Below are 18077 nucleotides of genomic sequence, written 5' to 3'. Positions count from 1 at the left end.
ACGGAAAACCCGGAAAGGTTGCTGTCATTGCCGTCGTCAGAAAAATGGTCACGATCCTCAATGCGAGAATGCGTGACCACTATGCTTTAATCCTTGACGGTTAATACCGCTGCTTTTTGTTCGGTTGTCTGTGTGATCGTCTTCAGATCAGAATTCGACCTGTGTAACGTCGCGCACTGCACCCTGATCGGCACTGGTTGCCATGGCAGCATAGGCACGCAGGGCGGTTGAGACCTTGCGCTTACGCGGCTTGGCCGGACGCCATGCTTCGGGGCCCTTGGCTTCCATCGCCTGACGGCGGGCGGCGAGAACCGCATCATCCACCGCGATCTTGATCGAACGGTTCGGGATGTCGATTTCGATCATGTCGCCCGGCTCAACCAGGGCGATGTCGCCGCCAGCGGCTGCTTCGGGGGAAACGTGACCAATCGACAGCCCCGACGTCCCGCCCGAGAAGCGGCCATCGGTGACCAGTGCGCAGGCCTTGCCCAGCCCCATCGATTTCAGATAGCTGGTCGGGTAAAGCATTTCCTGCATGCCCGGACCGCCTTTGGGGCCTTCGTAGCGGATGACAACCACGTCGCCTTCCTTGACCTCGCCACCAAGAACCTTGGCGACAGCTTCGTCCTGGCTTTCGCAGATCACGGCCGGGCCGGTGAATTTCAGGATGCTTTCATCGACACCGCCGGTTTTGACCACGCAACCATTGGCCGCCAGGTTGCCAAACAGAACGGCAAGACCGCCATCCTGGCTATAGGCATGTTCGACGTCACGAATGCAGCCTTCTTTTTCATCAAGGTCAAGGTCGTCCCAATAACGTTCCTGACTGAACGCGGTTTGCGACGGCACCCCGCCCGGCATGGCGCGGAAGAACTTGTGCACCGCTTCGTTGGTGGTGCGCTTGATGTCCCATTTTTCAAGGGCATCGGCCATGGTTTTCGAATGCACGGTCGACACATCGGTGTGCAGCAGCCCCTTGCGATCCAGTTCGCCCAGAATACGCATGATGCCACCGGCACGATGGACGTCTTCCATGTGGAACATCGGATGGTTCGGTGCGACTTTTGACAGATACGGGATCTTGCGCGACAGGCGGTCCATATCGGCCATGGTGAAGTCGACTTCGGCTTCCTTGGCGATGGCAAGCAAGTGCAGAACCGTGTTGGTCGAACCGCCCATGGCGATATCGAGTGCCATGGCGTTTTCAAACGCCTCAAACGTTGCGATACCGCGCGGGGTCGCGCCGATGTCTTCTTCTTCGTAATAACGACGGGCCAGCTTGACCGAGGTGCGGGCCGCTTCAAGGAAGAGCTCCTTACGTGCGGCGTGGGTTGCCAGCACCGAACCGTTGCCCGGCAGGGCAAGACCAAGTGCCTCGGCCAGGCAGTTCATCGAGTTGGCGGTAAACATGCCAGAGCACGACCCGCAGGTCGGGCAGGCAGAACGTTCAACTTCGGTCACCTGTTCGTCGGAAATGTTGGGATCGGCGGCCTGCACCATGGCATCGACCAGATCAAGGTGATGTTCCTTGCCTTCGATGGTGACCTTGCCGGCCTCCATCGGGCCACCGGAGACGAACACGCACGGGACATTCAGGCGCATCGCAGCCATCAACATGCCCGGGGTGATTTTATCGCAGTTGGAAATGCAGACCATCGCATCGGCGCAATGGGCATTGACCATATATTCCACGGAATCCGCGATGATTTCTCGCGACGGCAGGCTATAGAGCATGCCGTCATGGCCCATCGCAATGCCGTCATCAACCGCGATGGTGTTGAATTCCTTGGCGACACCGCCGGATGCCTCGATCTCGCGCGCGACCATCTGACCGAGGTCCTTGAGGTGCACGTGACCGGGCACGAACTGGGTGAAGCTGTTGACAACCGCAATGATCGGCTTGTCGAAATCTTCGTCTTTCATGCCAGTGGCGCGCCAAAGGCCGCGCGCACCAGCCATGTTGCGGCCGTGTGTTGTTGTACGGGACCGATATTCCGGCATGGAAGGAACCTCTCTTTACATCACTGGTGGCGTTTCTTGCGGGCGCCAGAAGCTAAGCCCGGCGCCCTCTATATATGACTGCGTTCTAGCACAGTCTTCGCGCGCTTTGACAGTTTTTTGCCTGAAAATTTCGCCAAATTCCATCTTACGGCACGAATGCTACGCGCCCAGAATTTCGCATCTGGTTTTCACCAGGCATTTCATATGTGTCATCGCTGCCCTTTGAGTTTGCATGCACAGCCCTTCTCACCAGTGCCAGAGCACGATTTTGTGAACCATGTCACATGGCTGTGTCATATTTGCACCAGAATCCTATCCCTAATACCTCAAAAACTATCCTATTGGACAGGCGACCTCTAGCCAAACAATACATATCGTAAGGGGGATTATCGCCGCCAGGCGATTCTCCCACTCCCATTCTCACCCCGGACCTTCATACAGGTTCGGGGTTCTTTTTTGCCCGAAATCCGTAACATTAATCGCCATCAGTGAACTGCGTGCTTTAACGGATCGCCTGAACCCTTTAATGTCGGACAAAGAATTGTTTGGGGCCTGCCCCATATCGAGACCATCAGGTGGAGATCCGCACATCCATGTCCGACCAACTCAAGACACTGTTGCGTCGCGGACTGACTGCGCATGAAGGCAATCGCCCCGAAGAAGCCGAAAAAATCTATCGCGCGGCACTCGACCTTTCGCCGGGAAATGCCGAGGTCGAGCACCTTCTGGCCACCCTTCTGACAGGTCTTGGCCGCCATGGCGAGGCGCTTGAGCTTTTTGAGGGCTGCCTTGGCAGCTTTGCCGCCAATCCGGCGGTGCGATGCAATTATGCGATTGCACTGGAAAGTTCCGGGCAAATCGACAAGGCAATTGACCAGTTCAAGCAGGCGCTCAGTTACCATGGGGATTTCCCCACCGCCCTTTATCATCTGGCACGGCTTGAAATCCCGCGCGGCCATCTGGGTCAGGCGATGGATCTTCTGGGCAGGTTGCTGGGTCTGAAACCCAATCATTACGAAGGATTGCTGCTATTCGGGCAGACCTTGCATGATCTGGGACAGGAAGAAGCCGCCCTTAAATCGCTAGACCATGCCGCCGAGGCCGCCGGCATTTCGCCGGAGCTGATTTGCCGGGTGGGCGAAGCCTATTTACGGCTTGGTTATCCTGAGCTTGCACAGAACCTGTATCAACGCGCACTCAGCATTGATGCGAAATATGTCCCGGGCCTGCGTGGACTTGGACAATCGCTTGCCCATCAGGGGCAATATTCCAAGGCGGTTGCGATTTTAAAAACTGCGCGCCGCCTGACCAAGGAAACGGATGCGATTGATCTGGTTCTGGCTGATATCACGCTGCGCTGTGGCGACCTTGATAGCACAATCAAGACACTCACCAGCCTGATTGAGACATCACCAGATAATGCGACAGCAGATGCACTTTTGATCCGCGCGCGCGCCAAGCTTGGCAGCACGGATGGCGCGGCACATGCCAAGGCGGCCAAGGAATGGGCCAAGCATCATATGCCAATCGCCGCCAAACCGGCCTTTGGCAACAGCCGACAGTCGGACAAACGGTTGCGGATCGGCTGGATGTCGCCGTTTTTCTGCGCGCATCCTTCGTTCGGGCTGCTAAGTGCGCTGGCGCGCCACCTGAACCGCCATGAGATCGAGCTGTTCTTGTATTCCGCAACCCCGCGCCCTGATGATGTCACCCGGCAATGGCAGGTGATGGCGGATGGCTGGCGCGAGGTGTGCGGACAGGACCCGATGCAGATTGCCGATCGCATCCGCAAGGACAAGGTCGATATCCTGATTGATGTCTGTGGCATCCATCCGACCCAGCCGATCGAGGTGTTTGCGCTTAAGGCCGCCCCGGTGCAGGCAACGCTTTCGGCGATGACGACCGGCATGGCCGAAATGGATTATCTGATCGGGCATAAGGATGTGTTTGGCGGCGGCCTGTCTGATAACAAGAAATTTTCCGAGCGTCCCTATCCGCTCGCCCTTGGGCCCTATCTTCCGGCCGAGCTTGATGATGCCCTGCCCATCGCGCCGCTACCTGCGGCCGTTGGCGAGGAAATCATCCGGTTTGGCTGCATCGACCGGTTGGCCAATATCAGCAATGACACGCTCAATTGCTTTGCACGTATCCTCAATAAGGTCAGCAACAGCCGCATTGTCATTCAGGATGACGTGCTTGAAGATTCCTATGCCGCCAAGACGTTTCTGGATCGTGCCCGCCAGGCCGGGATCAAACGTGACCGGCTTGATCTGGCCGGCAAGGTACGGCCACAAGATCGTGCGGCCCTTTATGCCCAGATCGATATGGGACTGGCACCGTTTCCCGCCCTCAGTCTTGAGAACTATTACGAAATGCTGTGGTTTGGCATTCCGTTTGTGTCGCTTGCCGATGATCGGCCGGGGTCACGGCTTGGTTTGGCAGTCCTCGGCGATATCGGGCTTGGCGCGCTGTGTGCCGAGACCGAAAAGGGTTATGTCGATAAATGCATTATGCTGGCCTCCGACCTTAAGGCGCTGGCCAGTATCCGCGAAAACATGCGCGATCGCATCCGCGGCAGCCGCGCCTTCCACGGCCCGGCCGTGGCGGCCGAGTTCGAAGAAGCCTGTCGCGAGATGTGGCAGAACTGGTGCCTGGGCACTCAATAGCCCCGAAAAGCGGGCCGGTTATTTAGCCGATATTGCTGAGAATGTGTTCTACAGCCGCAGCCAAGTCATCGGCGATGAAATCGGCCTCTTGCGCTTCGGGCAGGATGGCTTCCTTGGCCCCGTGGCCGGTTCTGACCATGATGGCGCGCGCACCGGCGGCATGCCCGGCACGGATATCATTGATGCGATCCCCAATCAGGATGCTTTCGCCCAAGCTGATGGCGAAATCCTCAGATGCCGCCATAAGCATGCCCGGCTCGGGTTTGCGACAGGTGCTTTCGCGGCGATAGTCGCCTTTCCCATCCAAGTGATACGGAGAATAATAAATACCCTGCACGGATGCCTTGTGGTCAGCAAGTTGCCCCACCAAGGCCATGTGAATGTCTAGCAGCTGATCTTCAGTAATATAACCACGTGCGACTGCCGACTGATTGGTCACTACAATCACCGGGATGCCCGCATCATTCAGGCGCTTAATAGCATAGCCCGCACCGCTGATCAGCTTAAGGTCGGCCACGTCAGAAAGATAATGGACTTCCTCGTTGATCACCCCGTCGCGATCGAGAAACACGGCCGGAACCGGATTGCGCTGATCGCGAAAACGCGGGGCCGGGTCGATCAGGTGACGTTTGACATTTTCGTGGGTTGAACCGGTCATTGGTGGCCTTTTGCGTGCTCGAGTTTCGCCAACAATGGCGCAAAGGCCGTTGCAAAAGCAAGGCTTCGCACCCCGCGACGCATTTTTCTGCAGCGCAAAAAAGAAATTGGTATTACCATTATCCACTTGAGAGCAACCGAAAGACGTGACAATTTCCCTTCAAGTCACGCCCCACGATAATAAGAACTTCAAGGAATAACGTTCTATGTTTGCCGATATTTTTGCGATTCTGGCCCCGGTTTTTATCACCACAGGACTGGGATATTTCTGGGCCCGCGCCGGCAAACATTTTGATACCAACCTTGTCACCTCCATCGTTACCTATTTCGCGACACCCTGTCTGACCTTTGCTGCACTTGCGACGGTGGAGCTTGGCGGGGATACGCTGGTTCTGATGGGGACAGCCGCCGTTGCTGCAAATGTGATTTTCGCGCTGATCGGCTGGCCGGTCCTGAAGGTGTTCAATCTGTCGCCACGCACCTATTTGCAGTCCCTGACCTGGCCGAATGTCGGCAATGTTGGCTTGCCGCTTTGCATGCTGGCTTATGGGCAGGAAGGACTTGCGCTTTCGGTCGCGTTCTTTGCCGCCTATGTCGTCATTCAGCTGACCATCGGGGTTGCTTTCGTATCGGGCAGTTTTTCGATCAAGTCGCTGGCAAAGATGCCGATCATTCCCGCCACCCTGATCGCCACGGGCTTTTTGGCCACCGAAACGCCGGTGCCGGAATGGCTTTACAACACCACCAACCTGATCGGGCAGCTGACCATTCCCTTGATGCTGTTTACCCTTGGTGTGTCGCTGGCGAAACTTCGCCCGGTCAGCCTTGCGCGCAGCACGGCATTAAGTGTGCTGCGTCTTGGCATGGGCTTTGGGGTTGGTTTGGGCCTGTCGGAAGTGATGGGACTGACAGGCATGGAACGCGGGGTTGTGATCCTGCAATGTTCGATGCCGGTTGCCGTGTTCTGCTACCTGTTTGCACAGCTTTACAACCGCGAGCCGGAAGAAGTCGCAGGCGTTGTCATCAGTTCAAGCTTCCTTGCGGCCATCGCCCTGCCCGCCCTTCTATGGTACGTGCTGTAACCGCACATATCACCAACCAATCGGTTACTTGATAATCAGGCGGTATTCGCCGCCTGACCCATCGTCCTTGTCAGCATAGAACCCGACGGCGCATTCAAACCGACCCTTTTCAAGGTCCGGGTCGCCATATTCGGCGGCCTGTTCCATCACATGATCGCGGCAGGCGTCAAGGTCGTCAAAGGCGGCCTCGGATATCTTGACCCGGGTTGGCTGGCTGATATCCGGGACGTAAACCGCAGTGACATGTTCCCAGGGGGCTGCGTCACCCGGCCACAGAACATCGGCAATGTGACGGTGCGGATTGCCGAAACTGACCACCGCCAGGGCTGCAATCCCGGTAGCCAGAATTGCGCGCCGGAGCATTCTTGTATTCATTCGTATCCTTCAGGCACCTTTGCGGCCAAGGGCCGCGAAATCGATCCTTGGCATCGGTGCATCATATTCTAGATGGTAGTCATCAAGCGGTGGCGCCTGTCCGGTCACCGCCAGAAGCGCGTGAACCTGCCCGCGTTGGTGGGTTTGATAGACAAACAGATGTGACAGAATATCCGCCACGGTTTCAAGTGTCTTGCTGCTGTCTTCGCGGGTCAGTTCGACGCTTCGAATGGCGTCCTTGTCATTAAGCTGCTCGCAAAATGTCATCAGCCGCATGTCCGTATCGCGTTGGGCAGCGGCCAGTTTATCAATGGCCGCATACGGCATTTCATCAGCAAGGCAATCCCGGCCCCGCCCGCCATCGATCAGTGCATCAAGATAATACCAGTCAATGGTCAGGATGTGGTTCAGGGTCTGGAGAATAGAGGATGAAAACGGTGTTCGTTTGGTGTCGAGTTCGCGGTCCGTCAATTTCTGACAGACACCATACAAACGGTGATTTGACCAGGCGTTGTTACGCGCCTGATGGAAAAACGATGTGCCCGGCATACCTCAAGTGTCCCAACTTTCAGCGTCCTGTCACATTCTTGTTGAGAGACTCAACCGGTCACAGGATGCGCATGGTTTAGCGGACCGTTTCCTTTGCCAAAGTTTGGTGCGGTTCGGATGGCTTCACGGACAAAATCCCTTGCGCGGGCAACAGAATCACTCAATCCCATGCCCTGAGCCAGCCCGGTTGCAATGGCACTTGCAAGCGAGCAGCCCGTACCATGATTATTTTCAGATGGAATGCGCGTGGCTTCAAAGCCTTCGACATCACCATCCCGGCGCCACAAGATATCGACGATTTTGTCCCCCTCTGCGTGACCACCTTTTATCAGGACGGCCTCTGCACCGAGATCACCAATTTTGTGCGCTGCAGCAATCATATCACCTTCGCTGGTGATTTTCATACCCGATAGTACTTCCGCCTCGGGAATATTTGGTGTCAGAACGGTTGCAAGTGGCACCATATGGGTGATCAGGGCCTCTACCGCGTCTTCGTTGAGCAGGCGTGAACCGCTTTGAGATACCATCACAGGATCAACCACGACCGGAATACCGGCCGCCTTTGATTTGATAAATTCCGCCACTGTAGTGATTACCGGCACGGAATGGAGCATGCCCGTTTTAAGCGCATCAGCACCAATATCATCAATCGTCACGGTGGCCTGATGGACAATCATGTCCGGATCGATGCCCATAACGTCAAAGACTCCGGTGGTGTTTTGTACCGTAAGTGCGGTGATCGCAGTTGCAGCATAACCACCCAAAGCGGTTACCGATTTGATATCGGCCTGAATACCAGCCCCGCCGGAACAATCCGACCCGGCAATGATCAAGACACGACCCTTCATACGATCCTTCCTTATCCTGCAGATATCAGGTGTTGGTCACAATGCCCGGTTAACCGGCGACAGCGGTGATTTCCGCAACGATGCCATCAACGATCTGTTCGACCTTGATCGCATCGTCGCCCTCGGCCATGACGCGGATCAGCGGTTCGGTCCCCGATTTACGGATCAGAATACGGCCATCGCCGTTAAAGGCCTTTTCTGCTGAGGAAATGGCTTCGATCACGCTGCTTTCGGCCAGTGGATCACTGCCTGCGCTGTAGCGCACGTTCTTAAGGATCTGCGGCAGCGGATCAAACACACGGCTGAGCTCCGAGACCGGGCCTTCGCGGCTGGCGAGAACGGCCAGCACTTGAAGCCCCGCCAGCAGACCATCGCCGGTCGATGCGAAGTCCGAGAGCACGATATGACCGGACTGCTCACCACCGACATTGCAATCAAGGGCGCGCATCTGTTCAACGACATACCGATCCCCGACTTTGGTACGGATCAAACGCACATCGTTGCTTTCAAGATAGCGTTCAAGACCCAGGTTCGACATCACGGTCGCAACCAATGCATTGCCACGCAGCTGACCGGTGCGTTTCCAATGGGTTGCGACAAGGCCCATCAATTGATCACCGTCGATCAGGTGGCCTTTTTCATCACACATCTGAACCCGGTCGGCATCGCCATCAAGGGCAATCCCGACATCGGCCTTTTCGGCCAGCACACGATCGCACATGGTTTTGGTATGGGTCGAACCGCACTGGTCATTGATATTGAGACCATTCGGGCTGGTACCGATTTCAATCACGTCGGCCCCGAGTTCACGAAGAACCTTGGGCGCGACGGAATAGCCAGCGCCATGCGCGCAATCAAGGACGATGCAAAGCCCTTCAAGCGTGACCGAGCCCGGCAGGGATGATTTGACGGCCTCGATATAGCGGCCCGGGGCATCATCAATGCGTTTGGCGCGGCCAAGGGAATTGGCCGGAACCAGTTTGCCCGACAGATCGCTTTCCATCAGGGCTTCGAGTTCAAGCTCGACCTCGTCAGACAGCTTGAAGCCATCGGGGCCAAACAGCTTGATACCGTTATCCTGAAACGGGTTGTGCGAGGCAGAGATCATTACCCCGATATCAGCGCGCATCGATTTGGTCAGCATGGCAACCGCCGGGGTCGGCATTGGCCCGACCAGCATCACATCCATCCCCATAGAGGTAAAACCGGCAACAAGGGCGGGTTCAAGCATGTAGCCAGACAGTCGGGTATCCTTGCCAATCACGACCTTGTGGCGGTGATCGCCACGGGTGAAATAATGGCCAGCTGCCATCCCGACTTTCAGGGCGACCTCGGCGGTCATCGGGGCGGTGTTGGCTGTCCCGCGGATACCATCGGTGCCAAAATATTTGCGGCTCATCGTCTGTGTCTCTGCTTGCGTTGCGGGCATTGCTGCCCCGTCGATCAAATCTGACTGCCGGTTATATCAAAGTGACGTCGCAATGCCACTGGCAATCGGCATATTTCGCAAGTGATTGTAGCGGCAAACTGGCGACCAATCCGTTAACAGGCGAACTAGGCTCAGGACCAAGGTCCTGTTCCGATAAAAGCCATGACCTTCGATGAAAAACCGGCTATCAAGTGACCCGTGGTTTAAGGGACTGAAACCGAGGGAATTTTGCGCAGCATCCGCTTGAATACGGCCTTTTTTGCGGTGTTGATCGTGATCGCATCCGCCGTCATGGCGATTTACGGGCACAAGACTTCAGCCCACGAAGTGCCACAAGCGCTTGTCATTCCGCCCGAAGGCCCGATCCAGCACGTCAATCTGAACACCTATCTGAAGCGGTTGATGACAGATCGCGACATTCAGAACCCGCGAGATATTCCCGAAATTGACGCAGCCAGCTTTGCACCCGTCAGTGAGGCCCTTGGCCCAGGATATACCGAACAGACCATTTGGTATCGTACACCGATCAAGGTGATTAACCAGCCCGGACGCAGCGGGAGCAGCGCGTTTATCGAAATCGGTCAGGTGTACCTGAATGACATTCGGCTCAGCATTTTATCCCACGATGGTCAACGCGTTATCTGGCAGGATCGTATTGGCGACAGGATCGATACCGGCGTAAGCGATATCCACAGCCTGTCTCATGTGTCTGAATGGCCCAGGCTCGCGCTTGGGGACTATTGGCTGGTCATTGGTGTGCAGACCAACAGCGCACATGTGCTAAACGCCCAAATCCTGCCCGACACCGAACTTATTACCAAATCGGGCAGTGACAGCTTTATCAAGGGCGCATGCCTTGGCGTTCTGATTGTTGCTTTCGGGCTTTATTTCACGTTTGGCATATTGTCGGGTGATCGTTCGGTAATCTGGTATTCGGCCTATGTTCTGTCACTGTTTCTGATCTATTTCGGGATAACCGGATATGCCCAGCTGATTTTAAAACCTGTCTGGCCGCTTGCATCGGACTTTATCACCGGGTCGGGCACGGCGCTTGCGCTTGGGTCGAGTATCATGATGTGGAGCTATATCACCCGTCTTGATCAGAGCCGTCCGTGGTTATTCAGGGTGATGTCCCTTTATGCCATGCTGGCGATGGCCGGTTTTATAACTGTGACCTCGGAATGGTATATCCTTTATGCCAAAGTATTTTTCGGGTCGGAAATCTTCCTGCTGACGGTGCTTTTGATCCATCTGGTTTATCGCGAATTCCGCCAGACACCCGACAGGCAAATGGTCTTTATGATGGCTGCCCTTGGCACTCCGACTCTTGCGGCAATGGCGCATCTGATGTTGCTGCTCGGCATTTTGCCCGCCAACGGGTTTACTACAAGCATCTTTACGCTGGGATCGATCATTCAGCTTGTGTTGGTCGCGTTGGCGATGGCCTATCGGACATACCATTTGATCAACCGGCGGGTTGATGCAATGGCCTCAAGCCTGCGGACCAACCAGCTTGCCAGTGAACAGCGCACCTTCATCACGATGCTGTCGCATGAATTTCGCACCCCGCTTGCCATCATTCATCGATCTGCCGAAATTCTGGGGCTTCATCTGCAAAAAGAACCCGAAGCTGTTCAAAACCGTCTGTCGACGATCCGTTCCAACGCCGGTCAGCTTTCGGGTCTGGTCGATGCGTTTTTGACCAAGGAAACACTTGATAGCGCGACCTTCAGCACGACACGCGAAGCGGTCAGCATCAATGGCTTTCTGGGTGACTTGATTGCACGGCGCCATCGCGAGGTACCCGGTCAGAATATCAGTTTGCTTCATTGCGACGTTGCGGTTGTTGAAATTGACCGTATCCTGATGGAACGCGCGATGCTGAACCTGATTGAAAATGCTCGCAAATACGCGCCGGGTGCAGCGGTATGGATTTCAGCAGAACGTTCGGCCAATGGATATGTCTATATCCGGGTGGTCGATGAAGGCCCCGGCATTGCCGCCGACGATCTGCAAAACGTTCTGAATGCCTTTTACCGCGGTCGCGATGCGGCCAAGACACAGGGGGTTGGTCTTGGCCTGCATCTGACCAACCGGATCATCGGAGCCCATGACGGGTCGCTTTCGATCAGTGTCGGGGAAGACGGCGGCACGACCATCCTGATAAAACTGCCGTTTGAACGCGACATGACGGTTCTCAAGAAAAATGAAGTCCGCAACAGTTTCCCCTTCGGTGATGACACCGCCCCAAATAACGGGGGCATGGCGTGATGATCAGATCGGGACTGTGTACGGCCAAAACATTGATCATGTCGCTGTCGCGCCGTATCGGTATGGCGGGATTGCTGATCATGTTCGGCGTGCTTTTGCTGCCATGGCAGGCGGCCGTTGCGCAAACGACGCGTACAGCGGAGACAAATTCGGATCATTTCACCCTGTCGGGTGACGTTACCGAACCGATTGAGATCACCCGGTTTGTGGCATCCTATGTCGATGCGTCACGCGCCCTGGAATTTGAAGACATTCTGACATTGCCCGACAGCGCTTTTACGCAAACCCATGCGATCCCGTCCTTTGGCTATACCCGCGATGTGATCTGGCATCAGCTTGATTTCAGCGTCACAGCCCCCCTGACAAAGCGCGCCCTGCTTGAAATATCGCCGAGCTATCTGAACTTCATTGATATGTTTTTGATGAAAGATGGCGCGTCTGAGCCGATCTGGGGCAGTCATCTTGGCGATCATGTTCCGGCCGACGAACGCCTTTATGGTGGACGATCGCATATCGCTGCCCTTCCCCTTCTGGAAGAAGGCGATTATCGCATATACGTCCGGGTGCAAAGCAACAGCGCCAATCTGATCTGGATGACGCTTTGGCCGACCAAGGATTTGATTTCGTCGCTATCCTTCCGCCATCTGGCGACCAATATGTTTTTCGGTTTCATCATGACCCTGGGCCTAGCCTATCTGGCGCTTGGTCTGATTGCCAAGGATCGGGCTGTGGTGCTTTATAGCGTTTGGGTGTTTGCGATTGGCACGACAGCGACCGTTGTAAATGGACTGATCCTAAGCGAAGTGCGCCCGACCACGCCATGGCTGAATGATTTATTGTTGGGGTCGATGAATATCGTGACCTATGGGGTGACGGTGTTCTTGTGGCTTTACATCATCGAGGCCAGAAAAAACCATCCGCGGGCCTACCGGATGTGTTGCGCTTACGGGCTGCTTATTCTGGCCTTTGCCGCCGGCGCGACCACAGACCTTTACACCATCTTTGGCACCTATATCGTGCCCAGCCATTCGATCTTCATGGCGATCATGTGTCTTTTCCTGATCAAACGGGCCTTTGACGATTTCCGCAATCCGCGCCATTGGGCGTTTCTTGTGGTACTGGCCATTCCGACTGCGGCAGCCATCATGATCCAGCTTGCGCTATCGGGTGTGATCGAGGCAACGCGATTGCGGCTTGAACTCCATCAATTCACCTTGATGTTCCACCTGATCGGAATGGGCGTCATCATGACGGTGCGGCTATCCAAAATGGACAAGGAGCGCGCATCGGTCAGCCAAAAGGCCGAGGAAACCACAACACTGGTCGAGGAACAGCGCAAGCTGATCTCGATGCTGTCGCATGAGTTCCGCACCCCGCTTGCCGTAATCCAGCGATCCGCCGAAATGCTGATGTTACGGTTTGATCGTGACAAGGACGATGTGCTTGAGCGTCTGCAACGTATCCAGCTTCAGGCCCAGAAGCTTGCCCGTCTGGTGGATATCTTCCTGACCAAGGACGGGATTGACACCCAGGATCTGTCGCTTGCGCGCAAGACCGTGCCGATCAACCGTTTCCTCGAGGAATTTGCCGCCCAGACCACGCGCGAAGGCGCCGAGGTCAAGGCAAGTTGCCATGGCACATCCGAAATCGAGGTCTTTATTGACGAGACCCTGATGGGGCTTGCGATCACCAACCTGATCGAAACATCACGACGCTTTGCCCATGGTGCGCCGATCCACATCAATGTTTATCGCCATTCAGACAGGCTGGTCGAGATCGGCATTCCATGCCAGGGCGAAGAGCTTGATGAAGATGAAATCGGTCTGATCGCCGATGCACTTTTCCGGCGCAATATGGAAACTCAGTCCGTGCGCCGTGCCTTGGGACTGCATATCTCGCAGCGCATTGTCGATGCCCATGGCGGATCGATCTCGCTGCGGCAAAGCAGTGGCCAAGGTATAGAGCTTTGTCTGCTGTTGCCGACAGAGTAGATCTTACCAAACTGGAATGAACAGATTGATCAGGAAGCTTCGGCCTCGCCCGAAACGGCCGCCGGTGAGGTGAAGGCATAGCCACGGCCATAGGCGGTGCTCACCGGCAGTTCTTCACCGATTTCCTTCATGATTTTCTGACGCACGCGCCGGATGGCGGTATCCAGGTTACGGCAATTCTCGGCCGTGTCGGCCTTGCCGAGTGCTTCGACAATTTCCGGGCGGGTCAGCCAGGCGCCATTGGCCTCGATCAGGAGCTTGACGATGGTACGTTCGGTCGCGGTCAGCTTGGCTTCGCTGCCTTCCGGATTGCGCAGCTTCCAGTTCAGCAGATCAAGAACCCAGCTGTCCTCGGAAATCGGCGTTTCGGCCACATCGCTTTCGGGACGCGATGCACGACGCAGCAGTGGTTTCAAGGCAGCCTCAATCACGGAAAGAGGGCTGTCCTTGGTCAAATACACATCGGCACCGGATTTGTACCCGGTCAGGTGGTTATCCATGCCAGAAAGCGAGGTCAGCATCATGATGCCGCAATCAATCGTCTTGCGGACATGCTGAGCCAGTTCATAGCCATCGGCATCAGGCAGCATGATATCGAGAATGACAGCATCAGGCGCACGCGCATTAAGTGCCCGGTAAAATGCAGCACCGGTTTCACACCCGACCACATAAAAACCGCACATCTCAAGATACTCACACAGATCCTTGTTTAGGTCCGTGTTATCTTCCACAACGTAAACACAGTGTGTCATTGCATTCCAGTCAGACGAGACATCACCGCCAAACGGCTCCGTCACACCGCCAATCTCGTTCATCAAAAGACCTTCGCGCTTGCTTTTATGCCCAACCGTCAATTGTGACTCTACGCCACCGTTGTTTGATACATATTGGTATGTGGTCATTACACCAATTCTGCAAGCACCAACCTGAAATGGTCAGAAAATGCCAGAATCGGACACAAATCAAACGCAGGGAGCGGAAGCGGTTCAAAGCCAAGTCTGAAACCGTTTCCGCGCACCGTTAATAAACCATGGCGCTAAAATGACAAGCTATACGTGCAGACGATACGTCCGACACACGACTATACAATCGCCGTCGAACTGGCGACCGAGATGGCCTGAACTGTCTCGGGTACATCATGGACGCGGATCATCTGAACCCCATGGCGCCAACCATTGACGGCCGAGGCGATGGAACCACCCAGACGTTGCTTGGGATCGGCCTTGGGATCGATCTTGCCAATGAAGGACTTGCGCGATGTGCCCAGCAGGATCGGGCAGCCCAGACCATGGAAAATCGCCAGACGCGACAGCAGTTCAAGATTGTGCGACAGCGTCTTGCCAAAACCGATGCCCGGATCAATGCAAATGCGATCACGCGAGATCCCGGCCCGCTCGCAGCTTTCGATACGGTCGAGCAGATAGTCATAGATATCAAGAACCGCGCAATCATATTGCGGATCGGCCTGCATGGTGCCCGGTTCGCCCTGCATATGCATCAGCATGACCGGCTTGCCCGATGCAGCGGCAACTTCCATCGACCGTTCATCGCCTTCAAGACCGGTGACATCATTGATAATCGCAGCCCCGGCTTCGATGGCGGCTTCCATGACGCTGGCATGGCGGGTGTCGATTGAAACCACATGCCCCTTGGCGGCCAGTTCGCGAATGACCGGCACGACGCGGTTGATTTCCTCGTCCTCGGACACGTCATCGGCACCCGGACGGGTAGATTCCCCGCCAACATCAATGATCGATGCGCCTTGGTCCACCATGGCCTCAGCACGTGCGACAGACTGTTCAGTGGTGTTGTAATCACCACCATCAGAAAAGCTGTCCGGCGTGACATTGACGATGCCCATCACATGGCATGACGCCATATCAAGCCCGGCAAAGTCCGGGCGTTTGGCCATCAGGCGATCGAGCACGGCATTGATCTCATCCACCCGGCCACTGTTTTGCACCCAGCCTTCCAGGGCAAGCAGCGGCAGGATCATGCTTTCCGCCCCGCCACCTTCGCGGCGGCGGATGATCTCAAGTGCCGAGAATCCCCGGCGCGATCCGGCGAGCGGCAAGGTGTTGGGATCATCGGCATGGTCGATGAAACCGGTCGGTGCATAGTAAAGCGGTCCTTCAAAATCGGCAAAGCCCCGCACATCGGCGGGGCTTCGCAGGACCGATCTTTTGATCTCGTCCATCAGTCTCTTTCTGTTAGCTTCCCGGTTGCGGTTCCGGGGAAAGGTCCCCGCCACCATCACCAGGGTTATCCTTGCGGGCACCACCGGTGCTTGGCACCGTGGAACGACGTCCGCCACCGGCATCCTTGCCGCCACCGGAAGAATGGCCCGGACGGTTGATTTCTTCGCCACGCAGCAGCGCGTTGATTTCATCACCCGACAGGGTTTCATATTCCAGAAGACCTTTGGCAAGCTTGTGCAGGTCATCAAGATGTTCGGTCAGAACGCGCTTGGCGAATTCGTAAGCCTCGTCGGAATAACGACGGACTTCCTCGTCAATCAGCTGGGCGGTTTTTTCCGAAACGTTTTTGTGCTGGGCAACGCTGTGACCAAGGAAGACTTCTTCCTGGTTGTCGACATATTTGACGTTGCCAAGCTTGTCGGAGAAGCCCCACTCGGTCACCATCTTGCGCGCATATTGCGTCACCATGTTGATGTCCGATGACGCCCCCGTGGTGACCTTGTCCTTGCCAAAGATGATTTCCTCAGCCACACGGCCGCCCATAGCAACCGCGAGGTCGGAAATCAGCTGTTCATAGGACTTGGACACCTGATCACGTTCCGGCAGACGCATCACCATACCCAGCGCACGACCGCGCGGAATGATGGTGGCCTTGTGGATCGGATCGGATGCCGGGGTATGGAGCGCAACGAGTGCGTGGCCACCTTCGTGATAGGCGGTCAGCTTTTTCTCGTCATCGGTCATGATCATGGAACGACGTTCCGCGCCCATCATGACCTTGTCCTTGGCGTTTTCGAAATCGGCCATGGTGACAACACGCTTGCCAAGACGGGCGGCAAGCAGGGCTGCCTCGTTGACAAGGTTTGCCAGATCCGCACCGGAGAAGCCCGGGGTACCGCGTGCCACAGTGCGCAGATCAACATCCGGCCCCAGCGGAACCTTGCGCGCATGGACACCAAGAATGTGTTCACGGCCTTCAAGATCCGGGTTCGGCACAACGACCTGACGGTCAAAACGACCCGGACGCAGCAATGCAGGATCCAGAACGTCCGGACGGTTGGTTGCAGCCACCAGGATCACGCCTTCGTTGGCTTCGAAACCATCCATCTCGACCAGAAGCTGGTTGAGCGTCTGTTCACGTTCATCGTTACCGCCGCCAAGACCGGCACCACGATGGCGACCGACGGCGTCGATTTCATCGATGAAGATGATGCAAGGTGCGTTCTTTTTGCCCTGTTCGAACATGTCACGCACACGCGATGCACCGACACCAACGAACATTTCAACGAAGTCGGAACCCGAAATGGTGAAGAACGGAACGTTTGCTTCGCCGGCAATAGCACGGGCCAGAAGCGTTTTACCCGTACCCGGAGGGCCGACAAGCAGCATGCCTTTGGGGATTTTACCGCCAAGGCGCTGGAATTTCTGCGGATCACGCAGGAAGTCGACGACTTCTTCAAGCTCGCCTTTGGCTTCTTCGATACCGGCAACGTCTTCAAAGGTCACACGTCCGGATTTCTCGGTCAGCATCTTGGCCTTGGACTTGCCAAAGCCCATGGCCTTGCCGCCGCCGCCCTGCATCTGGCGCATGAAGAAAATCCACACACCGATGATCAGAAGCATCGGGAACCAGCTGATCAAAGCGCTCATCAACGGAGACAGGCTTTCTTCCGGCTGTGCGATGATGCGCACGCCCTTGTCATTCAGCTTTTCAACGAGGTTCGGATAATCCGGGGTGTAAACATTAACAGAGCGACCGTCGCGCGTTTCTGCAGTCAGGTTGTTGCCCTGGATGGTGACTTCGGAAATCTGGCCGGAATCCACTTCGGCCAGGAAGTCCGAGAATGCCAGCGACGACTGACCGGACCGTCCGGAGGGCGACTGAAACAGGTTAAACAGCGCCACCAAAAGGATGGCGATAATAACCCACAGTGCGAGATTTTTTCCCATATTCATTCCAAGCTACTGGTCGCAATTTATGTGTGCCGTGACGCAAAACTTCCTGCGCAG

General features: G+C 55.8%; 13 protein-coding genes and 1 pseudogene. 5 read left to right on the top strand and 9 right to left on the bottom strand.

Going from position 1 to position 18077, the window contains the following annotated elements; all coding sequences use genetic code 11:
* Window positions 1-104: pseudogene (locus ACXAIA_RS19340) on the top strand (IS110 family transposase); the annotation flags it as partial.
* A 43-nt stretch (window positions 105-147) separates the two neighbouring features.
* Here ACXAIA_RS19340 and ilvD read toward each other — a convergent pair.
* Window positions 148-2001, bottom strand: coding sequence for a dihydroxy-acid dehydratase (ilvD, locus tag ACXAIA_RS19335; RefSeq protein WP_475350793.1), 1854 nt, complete (start codon window positions 1999-2001; stop codon window positions 148-150).
* Window positions 2002-2594: 593 nt separating this feature from the next.
* Here ilvD and ACXAIA_RS19330 point away from each other — a divergent pair.
* A complete protein-coding gene (locus ACXAIA_RS19330) occupies window positions 2595-4667 on the top strand; it encodes a tetratricopeptide repeat protein (protein WP_475350792.1) in 2073 nt (690 codons plus the stop codon).
* Between the two features lie 22 nt (window positions 4668-4689).
* Here the strand turns inward: ACXAIA_RS19330 and ACXAIA_RS19325 are convergent, their stop codons facing one another.
* Window positions 4690-5325 (bottom strand): D-glycero-alpha-D-manno-heptose-1,7-bisphosphate 7-phosphatase, encoded by a 636-nt coding sequence (locus tag ACXAIA_RS19325; protein WP_475350791.1) that lies wholly within the window; start codon window positions 5323-5325, stop codon window positions 4690-4692.
* Between the two features lie 205 nt (window positions 5326-5530).
* Here ACXAIA_RS19325 and ACXAIA_RS19320 point away from each other — a divergent pair, with 205 nt between their 5' ends.
* Window positions 5531-6406 (top strand): AEC family transporter, encoded by an 876-nt coding sequence (locus ACXAIA_RS19320; RefSeq protein WP_475346311.1) that lies wholly within the window; start codon window positions 5531-5533, stop codon window positions 6404-6406.
* A gap of 24 nt (window positions 6407-6430) precedes the next feature.
* Here the strand turns inward: ACXAIA_RS19320 and ACXAIA_RS19315 are convergent, their stop codons facing one another.
* From ACXAIA_RS19315 to glmM, 4 genes are read right to left on the bottom strand one after another with little or no spacing between them, the layout of a single operon-like run.
* A complete protein-coding gene (locus ACXAIA_RS19315) occupies window positions 6431-6769 on the bottom strand; it encodes a hypothetical protein (RefSeq protein ID WP_475350790.1) in 339 nt (112 codons plus the stop codon).
* Window positions 6770-6790: 21 nt separating this feature from the next.
* Entirely contained in the window at window positions 6791-7330 is a 540-nt protein-coding gene (locus ACXAIA_RS19310) for a DinB family protein (protein WP_475350789.1), read from the bottom strand.
* A 50-nt stretch (window positions 7331-7380) separates the two neighbouring features.
* Complete coding sequence (thiD, locus tag ACXAIA_RS19305; RefSeq protein ID WP_475350788.1) at window positions 7381-8178, bottom strand: bifunctional hydroxymethylpyrimidine kinase/phosphomethylpyrimidine kinase; 798 nt, start codon at window positions 8176-8178, stop codon at window positions 7381-7383.
* Between the two features lie 49 nt (window positions 8179-8227).
* A complete protein-coding gene (gene glmM / locus ACXAIA_RS19300; protein WP_475350787.1) occupies window positions 8228-9577 on the bottom strand; it encodes a phosphoglucosamine mutase in 1350 nt (449 codons plus the stop codon).
* A gap of 273 nt (window positions 9578-9850) precedes the next feature.
* Here glmM and ACXAIA_RS19295 point away from each other — a divergent pair, with 273 nt between their 5' ends.
* A complete protein-coding gene (locus tag ACXAIA_RS19295; RefSeq protein ID WP_475350786.1) occupies window positions 9851-11878 on the top strand; it encodes a sensor histidine kinase in 2028 nt (675 codons plus the stop codon).
* Window positions 11878-13869: a sensor histidine kinase gene (locus tag ACXAIA_RS19290; RefSeq protein ID WP_475350785.1), complete on the top strand. Its 1992-nt coding sequence runs from the start codon at window positions 11878-11880 to the stop codon at window positions 13867-13869. Before ACXAIA_RS19295 ends, ACXAIA_RS19290 begins: the two co-directional genes overlap by 1 nt.
* Before the next feature lie 29 nt (window positions 13870-13898).
* Here ACXAIA_RS19290 and ACXAIA_RS19285 read toward each other — a convergent pair whose 3' ends face one another.
* From ACXAIA_RS19285 to ftsH, 3 genes are all read right to left on the bottom strand, one after another.
* Entirely contained in the window at window positions 13899-14771 is an 873-nt protein-coding gene (locus ACXAIA_RS19285) for a response regulator transcription factor (RefSeq protein ID WP_475350784.1), read from the bottom strand.
* Between the two features lie 179 nt (window positions 14772-14950).
* Complete coding sequence (gene folP, locus ACXAIA_RS19280) at window positions 14951-16066, bottom strand: dihydropteroate synthase (protein WP_475350783.1); 1116 nt, start codon at window positions 16064-16066, stop codon at window positions 14951-14953.
* Between the two features lie 13 nt (window positions 16067-16079).
* Entirely contained in the window at window positions 16080-18023 is a 1944-nt protein-coding gene (ftsH, locus tag ACXAIA_RS19275) for an ATP-dependent zinc metalloprotease FtsH (protein WP_475346320.1), read from the bottom strand.
* Window positions 18024-18077: the final 54 nt, after the last annotated feature.

This window comes from Thalassospira sp. ABL2_045 (genome assembly GCF_056161285.1).
Note: the sequence above shows the minus strand (reverse complement) of the source record. Positions and strands in the feature narration are given on the sequence as shown.

Bases quoted from the DNA above. Each gene is read 5' to 3' on its own strand.
- ACXAIA_RS19315 (WP_475350790.1), bottom strand. From the start codon at position 6,769: ATGCTCCGGCGCGCAATTCTGGCTACCGGGATTGCAGCCCTGGCGGTG.
- ilvD (WP_475350793.1), bottom strand. From the start codon at position 2,001: ATGCCGGAATATCGGTCCCGTACAACAACACACGGCCGCAACATGGCT.
- ACXAIA_RS19330 (WP_475350792.1), top strand. From the start codon at position 2,595: ATGTCCGACCAACTCAAGACACTGTTGCGTCGCGGACTGACTGCGCAT.
- ACXAIA_RS19325 (WP_475350791.1), bottom strand. From the start codon at position 5,325: ATGACCGGTTCAACCCACGAAAATGTCAAACGTCACCTGATCGACCCG.
- glmM (WP_475350787.1), bottom strand. From the start codon at position 9,577: ATGAGCCGCAAATATTTTGGCACCGATGGTATCCGCGGGACAGCCAAC.
- ACXAIA_RS19310 (WP_475350789.1), bottom strand. From the start codon at position 7,330: ATGCCGGGCACATCGTTTTTCCATCAGGCGCGTAACAACGCCTGGTCA.
- ACXAIA_RS19320 (WP_475346311.1), top strand. From the start codon at position 5,531: ATGTTTGCCGATATTTTTGCGATTCTGGCCCCGGTTTTTATCACCACA.
- folP (WP_475350783.1), bottom strand. From the start codon at position 16,066: ATGGACGAGATCAAAAGATCGGTCCTGCGAAGCCCCGCCGATGTGCGG.
- thiD (WP_475350788.1), bottom strand. From the start codon at position 8,178: ATGAAGGGTCGTGTCTTGATCATTGCCGGGTCGGATTGTTCCGGCGGG.
- ftsH (WP_475346320.1), bottom strand. From the start codon at position 18,023: ATGAATATGGGAAAAAATCTCGCACTGTGGGTTATTATCGCCATCCTT.
- ACXAIA_RS19290 (WP_475350785.1), top strand. From the start codon at position 11,878: ATGATCAGATCGGGACTGTGTACGGCCAAAACATTGATCATGTCGCTG.
- ACXAIA_RS19285 (WP_475350784.1), bottom strand. From the start codon at position 14,771: ATGACCACATACCAATATGTATCAAACAACGGTGGCGTAGAGTCACAA.